General features: G+C 74.9%; 14 protein-coding genes. 5 read left to right on the forward strand and 9 right to left on the reverse strand.

The window, feature by feature from the left end; translation table 11 throughout:
- Window positions 1–85 precede the first annotated feature (85 nt).
- The 4 genes from AB0F71_RS07080 to AB0F71_RS07095 form a co-directional block, all read right to left on the reverse strand.
- Window positions 86–265 (reverse strand): hypothetical protein, encoded by a 180-nt coding sequence (locus AB0F71_RS07080; RefSeq protein ID WP_360229392.1) that lies wholly within the window; start codon window positions 263–265, stop codon window positions 86–88.
- A gap of 24 nt (window positions 266–289) precedes the next feature.
- On the reverse strand, window positions 290–1,768 hold the full coding sequence (locus tag AB0F71_RS07085; protein WP_360229394.1) for a VWA-like domain-containing protein: 1,479 nt from the start codon (window positions 1,766–1,768) through the stop codon (window positions 290–292).
- Complete coding sequence (locus AB0F71_RS07090; RefSeq protein WP_360229396.1) at window positions 1,765–3,009, reverse strand: MoxR family ATPase; 1,245 nt, start codon at window positions 3,007–3,009, stop codon at window positions 1,765–1,767. The genes AB0F71_RS07085 and AB0F71_RS07090 overlap by 4 nt, the downstream gene beginning before the upstream one ends.
- Before the next feature lie 111 nt (window positions 3,010–3,120).
- Complete coding sequence (locus AB0F71_RS07095; RefSeq protein WP_360229398.1) at window positions 3,121–4,479, reverse strand: hypothetical protein; 1,359 nt, start codon at window positions 4,477–4,479, stop codon at window positions 3,121–3,123.
- Between the two features lie 358 nt (window positions 4,480–4,837).
- Here AB0F71_RS07095 and AB0F71_RS07100 point away from each other — a divergent pair, with 358 nt between their 5' ends.
- Both AB0F71_RS07100 and AB0F71_RS07105 read left to right on the forward strand, forming a co-directional pair.
- A complete protein-coding gene (locus AB0F71_RS07100) occupies window positions 4,838–5,497 on the forward strand; it encodes a polysaccharide deacetylase family protein (protein WP_360229399.1) in 660 nt (219 codons plus the stop codon).
- A gap of 315 nt (window positions 5,498–5,812) precedes the next feature.
- Window positions 5,813–6,565 carry a DUF1062 domain-containing protein gene (locus AB0F71_RS07105; RefSeq protein ID WP_360229401.1) on the forward strand — a complete coding sequence of 251 codons (753 nt, stop codon included), beginning with the start codon at window positions 5,813–5,815 and terminating at the stop codon, window positions 6,563–6,565.
- 109 nt (window positions 6,566–6,674) lie between these two features.
- Here AB0F71_RS07105 and AB0F71_RS07110 read toward each other — a convergent pair whose 3' ends face one another.
- The 3 genes from AB0F71_RS07110 to tpx all read right to left on the reverse strand — a co-directional run bounded on the left by AB0F71_RS07110 (window position 6,675) and on the right by tpx (window position 8,149).
- Entirely contained in the window at window positions 6,675–7,169 is a 495-nt protein-coding gene (locus tag AB0F71_RS07110; RefSeq protein ID WP_360229403.1) for an anthrone oxygenase family protein, read from the reverse strand.
- A gap of 84 nt (window positions 7,170–7,253) precedes the next feature.
- The gene (locus AB0F71_RS07115) at window positions 7,254–7,547 is read right to left on the reverse strand and encodes a GNAT family protein (protein ID WP_360229405.1); all 294 of its coding nucleotides are present in this window, start codon (window positions 7,545–7,547) and stop codon (window positions 7,254–7,256) included.
- Between the two features lie 101 nt (window positions 7,548–7,648).
- The gene (gene tpx / locus AB0F71_RS07120; RefSeq protein WP_360229407.1) at window positions 7,649–8,149 is read right to left on the reverse strand and encodes a thiol peroxidase; all 501 of its coding nucleotides are present in this window, start codon (window positions 8,147–8,149) and stop codon (window positions 7,649–7,651) included.
- A gap of 268 nt (window positions 8,150–8,417) precedes the next feature.
- Between tpx and AB0F71_RS07125 the strand changes: the two genes are divergently transcribed.
- On the forward strand, window positions 8,418–9,017 hold the full coding sequence (locus tag AB0F71_RS07125) for a DivIVA domain-containing protein (protein WP_360229408.1): 600 nt from the start codon (window positions 8,418–8,420) through the stop codon (window positions 9,015–9,017).
- A gap of 182 nt (window positions 9,018–9,199) precedes the next feature.
- Entirely contained in the window at window positions 9,200–9,781 is a 582-nt protein-coding gene (locus AB0F71_RS07130; protein ID WP_360229410.1) for a hypothetical protein, read from the forward strand.
- Window positions 9,782–9,800: 19 nt separating this feature from the next.
- Here the strand turns inward: AB0F71_RS07130 and AB0F71_RS07135 are convergent, their stop codons facing one another.
- Window positions 9,801–10,652 carry a LysR family transcriptional regulator gene (locus AB0F71_RS07135; protein ID WP_360229412.1) on the reverse strand — a complete coding sequence of 284 codons (852 nt, stop codon included), beginning with the start codon at window positions 10,650–10,652 and terminating at the stop codon, window positions 9,801–9,803.
- A gap of 95 nt (window positions 10,653–10,747) precedes the next feature.
- Between AB0F71_RS07135 and AB0F71_RS07140 the strand changes: the two genes are divergently transcribed.
- Entirely contained in the window at window positions 10,748–11,479 is a 732-nt protein-coding gene (locus AB0F71_RS07140) for an SDR family NAD(P)-dependent oxidoreductase (RefSeq protein ID WP_360229414.1), read from the forward strand.
- Window positions 11,480–11,543: 64 nt separating this feature from the next.
- Here the strand turns inward: AB0F71_RS07140 and AB0F71_RS07145 are convergent, their stop codons facing one another.
- Complete coding sequence (locus AB0F71_RS07145; protein WP_360229416.1) at window positions 11,544–12,785, reverse strand: methyltransferase domain-containing protein; 1,242 nt, start codon at window positions 12,783–12,785, stop codon at window positions 11,544–11,546.
- Window positions 12,786–12,876 lie beyond the last annotated feature (91 nt).

Raw genomic sequence — 12,876 nt, forward strand, 5'->3', positions numbered from 1 at the left:
AGGAGTTCTCGGACGCCCCGGGTTGGGCCGACACCCTTGCCGGGGCCGGCTTCGCCGTGCTGGGGCGCCCTCGCCGGGCGGTGGCTCAGCGCCGGTGCAGCCGGGCCGTGGCCGTGGTGCGGATCCGCCGGGTGCGTCCGTGTTCGGCCAGGAGGTCCAGCACAGGGCCGCTGGGGGCCGTCCCGGCGGTGTGTTCGTCCGGGCCCTGCTCCGGGTCCTGCTCCGGGCCCTGCTCCGGGTTCGCGGTCAGCCCGTCGTCGTGCACGGGGATCTCCTCTCGTCGCGCCCCTCAGCCGATGTCGACCACCCGGGCCCAGCTCGGCGGTGCGCCCGGCCGGTACTCGCCGTTGTTCTCGCTGTACCGGGCCCCGCGCCGGAACCGGCCCACCACCGTACGGCAGGAGGGCGCGACCGACGGCCAGGGCGTCTGCCCGTCCGTCAGCACCACGACGACGTCCGGCTGCGGCCTGGTCCGCAGCGCCGCCGCGAAGCCCGTCCGCAGGTCCGTCCCGCCGCCGCCGACCAGCGGGACGCCCGCCGCGCGGCAGAGCGCGCCGACGGACTGCGGGGCCGCGTCGCAGGACAGCACGGTGACCAGGTCGTGCCGGCCGCCGACCGCCCGGCCGATCGCCGCGACCTCCAGCAGCGCACTGCCCAGCTCCTGGTCCGAGACCGACCCCGAGGTGTCGATCACCACCGACACCCGGGGCGGGCGCCGCCGCAGGCTCGGCAGCACCACGCCCGGCAGCGAGACCGCGCGGCGGGCCGGACGGCCGTAGCTGTAGTCCCCGCCCGCGCCCGGCCCGGAGACCGCCGAGCGCAGTGCCGCGCCCAGTAGTTGGCGCCACGGCTGCGGCGGGTGGAACGCCTCCTCGGCCCAGCGCCGCCAGCCCGCCGGGGCGTTCCCCGGGCGGCCCCGGATGCCCTCGGCGACCCGGAAGCGGACCGCGTCCTGTTCCTGGGCGGTCAGCCCGTGGGCGCCGTCCGGGCCCAGCTCCCAGGGGCGGTCCACGCCGTCGGCGCCGCTGCCGCAGTCCAGCCAGGCCAGGTTCAGCCGGCGCAGGTCGAAGCGGAAGCTGCGGACGTAGTCCTCCATCAGCTCGCCCCCGGGCAGGTCGAGGAGCTCCGGGGTCAGTGCGCCCGCGGGCGTGACCAGGCCGTCACCGAAGGCGTCGTCGTTGATCTCGCAGTCGGCGGCGATGTTCATCCGCAGCCGGTCCGCAGGTTCGGTCAGCCCGAGGACGCGGGCCAGGCGGTCGCTGCGCCCGTGGTGGTCGCGCAGCAGGTGCGAGACCTCGTGGACCCAGATCGAGGCGAGGTCCTCCACCGGGGTGCGGTCGACGAAGGCGGGGGAGGCGTAGCAGCGCCAGTGGCGGTCCACGGCCATGGTCGGGACCTGGCGGTCCTCCACCAGGTGGAGGGCGAACAGCGCGGTCGCCAGGTAGGGGCGGGCCCGGGCGGCCTGGAGCCGGGCGGCGTAGAGCTTGTCGCGGTCCAGCGGGCGCGCGTCCGCCGGGCGCGCGTCCACCGGCTCCGGCACCGGTTTCCGCGCCCGTGCGGACAGTGCTGGGGACCGCGGTACGGGTAGCGGTACGACCAGGGGGCGGGCGGTCAGCGGTTTGCCGCGCCTGCGGACGTCCAGCGGTGTGGCGGCGGGCCGGGTCCGGGTGTTCCAGCCGGTGTCCGGCGGGGTGTCGCCGGTGGGGGTGGTGCCCGGCGGCGTGCTGCCCTCGGGCACGGTGCCCTTCGGCGTGCGGCTCGTGCTCATCGGCCGGCCGTCACGTCGGTGCGGGCGGCGGTCCGGACGGCGGCGCGGTCGGCCCGCCGGGACAGCGCCACCGTCGAGGCGAGGTGCTCGATTGCCGCCGGGACCTCCCAGTCCTCCCGGCGCAGCGAGGCCAGCGTGGTGGCCGGGACGACCAGCACGTCCGGCGCGCCGGTCGACATCGCCCGCACCAGCAGCGCCCAGGCCGCGTCCCAGCGCGCCCGCTCCGGCCGGTTGCGCACCGCGGCCACCACTCCGTCCAGCACCACCTGGCGCAGGTCCCCGCGTTCGGGCAGCACGGCGGCGCTCGGGTCGGCGAGCAGCAGCTCGGGGTCCGGCAGGTCCATCCGGTCCATGCTCGCCATCAGTTCCAGCCCCGGCCCGTCCCCGACCGTGCCCCGGACCAGCAGCGACAGCACCTCCCGGGAGGAGCCGGCCGCGGTGGCGAAGGCGATCAGCCGCAGCGTCATGTCCCAGCTGCGCGGGGACGGCCAGGCACCGCCCCGCCTGGTCTCGTTGGTGGGCAGTCGGTGCACCAACTCAGGCCTCACCGTGAGCAGTTCGCAGACCGCCCGGCGGGCGAAGCCGACCGCCGCCGACAGCTCCGCCGGATCGAGTTGCGGCAGGGTGGCGACCGGCCACACCCCGCCGAGGCCGCGCACCACCACCTCGTGGTCGTGCACCCACTGGAGGTGGACGAAGCGGTTCGCCAGCGGTGCGCTCAGCTCCCACCCGTCGGCCGCCGAGGAGCGCGGGTTCGCCGCCGCCACGATCCGTACGCCAGGCGGCAGTTGGAGCGATCCGATGCGCCGCTCCAGGACCAGCCGGAGCAGCGCCGCCTGCACGGCGGGCGGCGCGGTGGACAGCTCGTCCAGGAACAGCAGCCCGTGCCCGGCCCGGACCAGGCGCACCGCCCAGTCCGGCGGGGCCAGCGGGATGCCCTGCTGCGCGGGGTCGTCGCCGACGACCGGCAGGCCGGAGAAGTCCGAGGGCTCGTGGACGCTGGCGATGACGGTGGTCAGTGGCAGGTCCAGGGCCTCGGCGAGCTGGTTGAGGGCGGCGGTCTTGCCGATGCCGGGCTCGCCCCAGAGCAGCACGGGCAGGTCCGCGGCCACCGCCAGGGTGAGCGCCTCCAGTTGGTCGTCCGGGCGGGGTTCGGTGCGGGTGTCGGCGAGCAGGTCGAGGAGCCGGCGGGCGACGTCGAGGCGGGCGGGGGTGGCGGGGGTGGACATGGTCACGGGCATGGGTGATCACCTTTGGAGGTCGGAGGAGGCCAGTGGGTTCCGCGCGTGGCGGTGCGCGGGTTTCTCGCGGATCGGCGGATCAGCGGGCGGCGGTACGCGGTTTCGAGTGGATCAGCGGGCAGCGGTGTGCGGGGGCCGCGGGAACGCGTGGCTGCGGCCCCGGTGTCGGGGCAGGCCGAACCGGTAGAAGTCGTAGTGGGTCAGGGGCTTCGCAGTCCTGGCCTGCCGGTCGACGGTCAGGCCGGAGCGGTAGAGGCCGTAGGCGACCCGGCGCTCGGCGGCCGCCGCGAGCTCCTCCCGCAGCGGGCCCTCACGCAGTGCCGCCTGTCGGCCGAGCAGGTCCTCCACCACGGCCAGGGCTCCGGCGGTGTCGCCGTGGTTCAACCGCTGGCGCACGTCGTCCAGTTCGGCCGGATCGCGGTGCGCCTGGTCGATCGCGCGCAGGCAGGGCAGCGGGGTGCCGGACAGCGCGGCCAGCAGCTCCTCGCGGCGCAGCTGTTCCGGGTCGTGGTCGAGTGCGGTCAGCACCCCGTCGACCACGGCGATCCGGTGCCTGGCGCCGCGGCACTCCACCAGCCTCTGCCCGGCGGGTGGGCGGTCCTCCTGCCGGGGTCGGTGGCCGGGTGCCAGCGCGGCCGCGACCAGTGGGTGCAGCCGGTCTGCGTCGAGCTCCCCGCTGTGCAGCAGGTCGAGGTCGGGCGGTACCCAGGTCGCCGCGTCGGGCAGCAGTGGCAGCGCCCGGACGTCCCCGACCGCCGCTTCGGCGTGGCCGTCGGGCCCGAGCACCAGCCGCTCGCCGCGTCCGAGCCGTACGGCGACGGGCCCTGGCGGGAGCCCCTCGGCGTGCAGCAGCAGCTGGGCCTCGGCGGGCCAGCGGTCGACGGCCCGGCGCAGCCCGTGGGGCCCGACTCCGTTGTACGGTGCCCCAGTTGGCGGGAGGGAGCCGGACCGCGCCGCCAACTCCCCGCTGCGGCCCGCGTCCCACAGGTGCCGGTGCAGGTCGAGCCGGTACCGGCGGCTGGGGCGCGGATGGGGGTGCGGGGCCGGGCCGGGATCCGAACCGTCCCAGAGCGCCAGGCCGATCCGCTGCCCGTACTCCGCCCAGGCGGGCGGCGTCCGGACGACGAGGTGCACCGGCCGTTCGCCCGGATAGCGGGCGAGCGGGACGGTCAGCCCGGCGCGCAGCAGTCCGGCGGGGGCGGTGCGCGGCAGGTGCCAGCGCAGCAGGTCCGGCGCCAGGCGACGCAGGTCCTCCCGTACCCGTTCGGCCAGTGCGTGCCCGTGGGCGTGCGCGACGTCCCGCAGGCGGAAGTCGACCTCGACGTTGGCGGCGGCGCAGGCCCCGGCCCAGTCACCGGCGAGTCGGCGCGCGGTGGCGGTTTCGATCATGGAGGGCGGCACGGCGTACTCGCGTACGCGCCGCCAGAAGGAGAAGCGGGAGTCATCCTCGTTCGCGGTGTGAGTGAGCATCAGCACTCACCTTTGGCGAACGGGACCTCCGATCCGAGAGCAGCGAAAGTGTTCATCGCCGGGGAGCATAGCGCCCGTCCTCGCCGCCGCGCCACAGCTTTTCGTCACGGCTCCGGTGCGGGTCCGTCCTGCCGGTGTGCGTCCGCCGGTCCGCTCAGGAACCGCTGGAGGGCAGGTCAAGGGCGGTGGTCCGGCTGGCCGATTTCGTCCCCCTTCGCCCTCGGGTTGGTCGCGGTGCCGGCGGTCGGCGGCGCAGACTGGTCGGTACACGGCAGTTCCGACACCAGGGGGCGGCATGGCCTTACCAGCCTTTGGGTGTAGTGGAGTTGGACGGCGGGCGGGTGGGCGGCTCCGGGCGGTGGTCGGCGCGCTCGCCGTCGCCGCGCTGGCGGCGGGTGCGGTGGTCGCGGTGCCGGCCGACACCGCGGAGGCTGCCGGTCCCTCCGGGGGCAAGGGCGGCGCCAAGGTCGTCTACCTCACCTTCGACGACGGCCCCAGCCCGGCCTACACCCCGAGGATCCTCTCGATCCTCGACCGCTACGGAGTCCGCGCGACCTTCTTCGAGCTCGGCGAGAACGTCGCCGCCCACCCCTCGCTCACCGCCCAGGTCGCCCGGCAGGGCCACAGCGTGCAGAACCACTCCTGGTCGCACCCGGACCTGCGCCGGCTCTCCGGCTCCTCCTTCAACGCCCAGGTCGGCGACACCGACCGGGCCATCCGTGCCCGGGCGGGGCACACCCCGACGTGTCTGCGCCCGCCCTACGGGGCGGTCAACGGCACGGTGCGCTCCCGGGCGGCGGCGCTCGGCAAGCAGGTCGTGCTCTGGTCGGTCGACCCGGCCGACTGGTCCCGGCCGGGCGCGGCGGCGATCCGGTCGCGGGTGCTGGACAACGTCCGCCCCGGTTCGGTGATCCTGCTCCACGACGGCGGCGGGGACCGCAGTCAGACCGCGGCGGCCCTGCCGACGATCCTGTCCACCCTCAAGGCGCGCGGGTACCGCTTCGCGACGCTCTGCTGACCGGGCGGGGGCCCGGGCCGGCCGGGCCCCGGCCCCGCCGAATAATGAGTTGCTCGCGGGCCGATCCTCGACCACGATCACCCGCATGGACTTTTAACAGCTGCCACGTAGCACCAGCGAACCCTGTCGCGCGATCGACCTCGGAGCCTGACGGCTCGGTACCGAGGCGATGACGCGCGCCCACGTGTGCATCCGTCATCCCGGGAGCGCCCGCGATCCGCCCTGCCCTGCCCTGCTCCGGCCCGTCACGGTCGGGGCCGCGCCGGGGCGGGGTCCGTGGGGCGTTCCCGCAGAGTCCTGAGAGCAACCACCACCATGAATACCGACCGCAAGGCCCACTGGGCCGTGCGTGAGTCCGCGCTGCCCACCGTCGTCCGTCCCTGCCCGGACTGCCCCGGCACCCGGCACCGTCCCTCGGGGAAGATCCGCGTCAACGCCAGCGGGAAGCTGCTGGACGTCTGGCTGCTGCTGAGCTGCGCGGGCTGCGACCGGACCTCGAAGGTGCCCGTCCACGAACGCGCCCACGTCTCCTCGCTCGACCCGGCCCGACTGGTGGCCTACGAGACCAACGCCGCCGCCGTGGTCCGGGAGTTGACGACGAGCGCCTCGCTCGCCGCCCGGAACGGCTACCGCCTCGACTGGGCCGGCACCTGGGAGCTGGAGGTCCGGACGCCCCTGCACCTGCTCGACGACCCGACGCCGCTCACCGTCCTGGTCGGCTTCGAACTGCCCGTGCCGGTCCGGATCGAACGGCTGCTGATGCTCGGGCTCGGCCTCAGCCGCACCGCCGTACGGCGGATGGCCGCGGACGGGCGGATCCAGCTGCCGCCCGCCCTGACGCCGACGGCCAAGGCGCACCGGGACTTCGAACTCACCCTCCAGCGGCCCGCTTCGGTCCGGGCCGCTTCGGTCGAGGTCGCTTCGGTCGAGGTCGCTGGGGGAGAGGCCGCCGCGCCGGTTCCGACCGTCGTACCGGCCCGGATCGCCACGGCCACGGACCTGGTCCGCCCGAGGGTGTCCCGTACAGCGCGGCGCCAGCCCCTCGTGACGCGGGTCGCGGGCGCGTAAGGAGGGGAACCGCCGTGCCTCCCGTGCGGCCCACCGGCGGATCGCCCGCCGGTGGGCCGCACGGGAGTCCGGCCAGGTCGGTCCGGGGCGGTCCAGGTCAACGGGCCGCTCAGCGCTGCCCGTTGAGGACCAGCGCCCAGGCGAGGCAGCACAGTGCGGCCGTGCACAGCAGCGCGCGCAGCACGTTGAAGCGCACCCAGCGCGCCTCGAAGCGGGTGCGCACCGCCGCCGGGTCGGCGAGCCGCTGCGGTGCCCCGGCCTGCTCCAGCTCGTCGTTCAGCGGGATGTTGACCACACGGGTGACCCCGATCGCCGCCGCGTAGAGCACCAGGGCGGCGATCGTGGCGGGCAGCGCGCGGTGACCGTCCGAGGGCAGGTGCAGGGCGACCGCGGCGGCCGTGCTGAGCAGGGCGCCGACGAAGCCGAGCACGAACCAGCCGTTCAGGATCGCCACGTTGACCCGCTGCATGACCTCGATGAACGTCCGGTCCTCGACCCGCGCGAGCGCCGGCATCACCGAGCACGCGTAGGCGTAGAACAGCCCGGCGGTCAGTCCGCAGGTGACGGTGGCCGCCACCAGGGCGAGTGTGCGCGCCGATTCCATTCTCCCAGCCCCCTGCTCGGTCGTGCTGCTCGTGCTCTTTCTACACCAGCTCGACCGCTCAGGAGTCCTTCAAATGACGAGACGTCACATCATCTCCGGCGCCGACCTGACCATCGGCAGTCCGAACATCGACAGGCAGGGAGGCAGCCCGCTGACCGAGACGGGGACGCGCGCCCGCGCCTGCCAGGCGTCACGGGTCAGCCGCAGCCGCCTGTTCGTCACGGGCCGGCCGCGGACCACATGGCGGTCGATGCCGTCGAGCTCATAACCGTGCCTCCGGGACACGGCGAAGGAGGCGGCATTGTCCTCGAAGGCTCCCGACGTCGCCTCCAGCGCGTCCAGGCCCGCGAAGGCCAAGTGCAGGACGGCGGCGCGCATCTCGGTGCCGACGCGTCGCTGCTGCGGGTGTGGCCGGGCCCGCCTCGTGCCGCTGTTGGTGGCGGTGTGGGGCGGGCCCAGGGTGTGGTGCTGCGTGGGGGTTAGTTGAGGGCGGCGAGGGCGGCCTCGTAGTCGGGCTCTTCGGCGATCTCGGCGACGAGTTCGGTGTGGAGGACGGTGTCGTTCTCGTCGAGGACGACGACGGCGCGGGCGGTGAGGCCGGCGAGGGGGCCGTTGTTGATGGCGACGCCGTAGGTGTCGTGGAAGTCGCGGCCGCGCAGGGTGGAGAGGGTCTTGACGTTGTCGAGGCCTTCGGCGCCGCAGAAGCGGGCCTGGGCGAACGGCAGGTCGGCGGAGATGCAGAGGACGACGGTGTTGTCGAGTGCGCCGGCCTTGGCGTTGAAGGTGCGCACCGAGGTGGCGCAGGTGGGGGTGTCGATGCTGGGGAAGATGTTGAGGACCTTGCGGCGGCCGGCGAAGTCCTGGAGCGAGGTGTCCGCGAGGCCCTCGCCGACCAGCGTGAACGCGGGGGCCTGGGTGCCGGCGGCGGGCAGCGCGCCGCCGATCTCGACCGGGTTCCCCTTGAGCGTGACCTGAGCCATGAAAAGCCTCCTACCAGCGGTGTACGACTGACAACGCCGACGATCCTACTGCCCGCACCCGCCCCCGACGCAGGGTGACCGAGGAACGGACACCCACCCGCCCGGCGCCGCGGGCGTCGGCCTGGTCCTGGTCCTGCTTCCTGTTCCTGGGGCCGGTCCTGGTCCTGCTTCCTGGTCCTGCTTCCTGGTCCTGGTCCTGGGGCCGGTGGGCGGGTCTGTGCGATGCTGACGGGACGGCAGACGGCCGGTGGGACAGCGGGAGGGGCGAATGGCCGAGGGCGGCGGGAGCGGGTTCGACGTGGTGCGGCGCGGCTACGAACGCGCGGAGGTGGACGCCTACTTGGCCCTGGCAGTCTCCCAGCGCCCGGACGTCCCGCGTTTCACCATCGCCCGGCGCGGCTACGACCGGGCCCAGGTCGACCGCGCGCTGGCCGCCGGACACCCCGCCGGCGCCGGTGCTCCTGCCACTGCCACTGCCAGTGCCACCGCTGCGGTGCCGGTGGACGCGGTCGCCCGCCGGGGGTTCGACCTGGTGCGCTGGGGCTACGAGCGGTCCGAGGTGGATGCGTACCTGGCGTCGGCGTCCGCGCCGGGGCGGCGTGCGGGTGGGCCGCGGTTTCGCGTCGTGCGACGCGGTTACGACCCCGCACAGGTCGACCGGGTAGCGGCGGGAGCGGTGCCGGTGTTCGCCCCGGCGTGGCGCGGCTACGACCCGGCGCAGGTGGACGCCCACCTGGCGCAGGCCTCGCACCGGCACCCGGCGGCCGCGGTGTTCGCGGGGTTCGCGGTGGTCCCCCGGGGCTACCGGCGTGCGCAGGTGGACGGCTATCTGGAGGCGTACGGTCCGGGCGCGGTGGCGTCGGCCTGAGGACCGCCGGGCGGGGGCGGGGCGGGCCGAGGAGGTCAGGGGCCCGGCCGGGTGCCGAGGTCATCCGGTGGCCGTCCGCCACCGGCGGTTGCGGAAATTGAGTGACGTTCCGTCAGTTCCTCGTGGTCTACTGCGTGCCAGGTTCGTTCGCGCACAAGTCACCCCGAGTAGTGGACTGTTCGATGAGCGCCGTATGCCCGGGTTGTGCCGCCGGGGAGCACGCCCTGCCCGTGCCCGAGGCCCTGGAGGACGTGGCCGCGGCCGCCGTGGACCCACCGGCGGCCGCCCACCTGGCCCCGCCGCCCGCGCCGGGGCCCGCGCCCGTACGGGAGAGTGCGGCGGTGGCCGTACTGGTGGCGCTGGCGGCGCTGTGGCTGCTGTTGGGGGTGCTCGCCATGCTGCGCCCGGATCCGGACCTGGGCCGTCACGACGACGTCTACCGCGCGGGCTACCTGTTGGGCGGCTTGGTCGGCCCGGCGCTGCTGACGGCCGCAGCCCTGGTGGTGCGCACCGTCTCCCGGCGGCGCGCTCGGCGGCGGGAGGAGGAGCGGCTACGGGTCCAGCACGCGCGCTGGCAGGACCTGGTGCAGCGGTGGCGGGGCGGCTGGTGGTGCCGGCGCTGCCGGGCGGCGTTCTTCCCGGCCGGTGTGCTGCACCCGGGCAGCCCGCCCTCGCCCGCGCTGGCGGCGCAGCACTATCCGGCCTGGGTGCTGGGCGCCGGTCTCCCGGGGATGTGGGGGGAGGGTGGCCAGGTGCTCTCGTAGTGGCCCAGGCGGATGGGAACTACCGGAGACCGGTCGCGGTCCGGACCAGGTCGGCGACGGCTCTGGACCGAAGGTGCGGCGGCCAGGCGATCACGGTGGTGACCTTCGGCGCGTCCAGCACGGGTACGGCGGCGAGGTCACTGTGCAGTTGGGTTCGGCACGACTCCGGCGAGACCGCGCAGGCACGGCCGAGCGCGACGAGCTGCAACAACTGTGCGTGGTCGCGGACCTGCGGCCCTGGGCCGGGCGGGTAGCTGCCGTCGGGGCCGGGCCAGCGCGGCAGGGGCAGGCCGGGCAGCCCGGTGATGTCGGCCATGTGCACATGGCTCCGGAGGGTGAGCGGATGCCCGGCCGGGAGGACCACCACCTGGCCCTCCGTGCTGAGTTCTTCGGTGTGGAACCCGGCCGTCGAGTCGAAGGGCCGGTGCAGCAGCGCCACGTCGGCCCGGCCCTGGCGCAGGAGTCGCTCCTGCTCGCCCGGGCCGCACAGGATGACGTCGACGGGGACCGCGCCGGGTTCGGCGGCGTACGCGTCCAGGAGTTCCGCCAGCAGTTCACGGGACGCGCTGGCCTTGGTAACCAATACCAGGCCGGGACGGCCGGTCGGGGGAAGGGCGGCGCGGCGGGTCCGGCGCTCGGCCGCTTCGACCGCGTCGAGGGCCGCCCGGCCCTCGGCCAGCAGCACCGCGCCGGCTTCGGTCAGCGTGACGCTGCGGCTGGTCCGATCCAGCAGCGTTGCCCCGAGTCGGCGTTCGAGCTGCTGGATCGCCCGCGACAGGGGCGGCTGTGCGATCCCGAGCCGCTGCGCGGCCCGCCCGAAGTTCAACTCCTCGGCGACAGCGACGAAGTAGCGCAGTTCCCTGGTCTCCATCCGGCCACGGTACTCCGGATCGATACCTGACAGGTATCGTTGCCCACCCGATCGGTCTTGGACCCCCGCCGGGGTCCGAGAGCAGCATGGTCTCCATGAGCGAACGAACGACTGCGCTGGTCACCGGCGCGAACAAGGGAATCGGCTACGAGATCGCCGCAGGCCTGGGCGCCCTCGGCTGGAGCGTCGGCGTCGGCGCCCGCCACGACAAGCGTCGCCAGGCCGCGGTGGAGCGACTGCGCGCGGCCGGCGTCGACGCGTTCGGCGTACCGCTGGACGTGACCGACGACGCGAGCGCGACAGCCGCCGCACAACTGATCGAGGAACAGGCCGGGCGCCTCGACGTGCTCGTCAACAACGCCGCCATCACCGGCGGCATGCCCCAGGAGCCCACCCGCGTCGACCTCGCCACCATCCGCACGGTCGTGGAGACCAACGTCATCGGCGTCATCCGCGTCACCAATGCGATGCTGCCGCTGCTGCGCCGCTCTGCCTCACCGCGGATCGTGAACATGTCCAGCAGTGTCGGCTCCCTCACCCGGCAGTCAGGGGCCGCCGGTGAACTGACCACGGGGCCGGTGGCCGCGGCGTACTCGCCCTCGAAGACGTTCCTGAACGCCGTCACCGTCCAGTACGCCCGGGAGCTGAGCGGCACGAACATCCTGATCAACGCGGGCTGCCCCGGCTACGTCGCGACCGACCTCAACGGCTTCCGGGGCGTGCGCACCCCCGAACAGGGCGCGGCCATCGCCATCAAGCTGGCGACCCTGCCCGACGACGGCCCGACGGGCCAGTTCTTCGAGGACGCCGGTGTAGTGCCCTGGTGACGTGCACGGCGGTCATCACCCCCGCGCAGCCACCAGGGTGGAGGCCGCTTCGCCCACGCACCGATCAGTGTCCGGCGGGTGTCGACTGCCCTGCCGGTGCTGACCGTCCGGCGGGTGCTGACCGTCCGGCCGGTGCTGGCCGCCCTGCCGGTGCCGACCGTCCGATCGGCCAACGCGGTCCGTCCGGGCCGCCCTGCCACGCCCACTGGGAGTCGGGGGTGACGGTGATGCCGTAGTCGTACCGGTCCGGGCGGCCGAGTTCCTCCCACTCGGACCGGGCGGCCGTCACCTCGTCGCCGATGCGGCGCGGCCCGCCCTGGTACAGCAGCACGGAGCCGTCGCCGCGCGCGGTGAACGCGGCCCACGACCGGTCGCCGTCGTGGACCCAGGCGTTGACGCCGTCCTCGTCCCGGCCGGTGAGCAGCGTGGCGTCCGGTACGGCCACGCGCAGGGCGAAGCGCAGGTCCCAGTCGCTCTCCAACGGGCCGAGGTCGTACGCCGGCAGCAGGCGCTCCGTGTCCGGTTCGGCCGTACCGCGCACCGCGGTGTAGGCGGCGTGGCCGACCGGTCCCGGGGTGGGGGCGGTGCGGTCGGCCATGAACTGGGCGAGGCCCTGGACCCAGCCGGTCGCGCTCTTGCCGTCGTCGGCGACGGTGAGGGCGACGTGCCCCAACAGGCCCCAGGGATAGACGATCCGGCCGCCCGGCCGTACCGCCTCGACCCAGGCCCACGGGACGGCCTCCACCGCGTAGGTGGCGTGGATCCGGTCGACCGGCACCCCGCCGGGCACCCCGCCGCCGGTCGCGTCGCCGGTCACCACCTCGACGGTGAGGCCGGCGGCCGCCAGGCGGCGGCGGGCGGCGGCGGCCAGGTGCTCGTCCAACTCGCTGGAGACCACCAGCCCGGGACCGACCCGCCACGCGGCCAGTGCCGCCGTCCACCCCTGCCCGGTGCCGATGTCCCACACCCGGTGGCCGGGCTCCGGGCGGAGGCTGTCCAGCATGTCCGCCACGACGGACGGCGCCGACAGCGACGAGGACGGCAGGCCGCCGTGGACCTGGGTGACGGCCGCGTCGTGGACGCCGGCGAACAGTTCGTCCGCCCAGCCCCGCCGGTCCGTCGTACGGTCGAGCGGCACGTAGGCCCGGCCGTCCCAGCGCCACAGCCGGTCCGGTGCGAACCGGTCCCGCGGCACCGCCGCCATGGCCTCGCGCACCCACGGGGACGCGGCCGGCCACGCCCCGTCGCGCTCCATCACCGCGTCCAGGCGCGTCCGGCGGCCCGCCAGGTCCTCGTCGTCCGTCATCGTGCTCTACTTGCGCCGCGTGCCGGTGCCCGGGGGAGGGGGCGGGACCTGCCCGTCCCTGTTCCCGGGCGGCGGGGTTCCCGTTCCGGGG

This window comes from Kitasatospora sp. NPDC028055, from assembly GCF_040637885.1.
Classification (GTDB): domain Bacteria; phylum Actinomycetota; class Actinomycetes; order Streptomycetales; family Streptomycetaceae; genus Kitasatospora.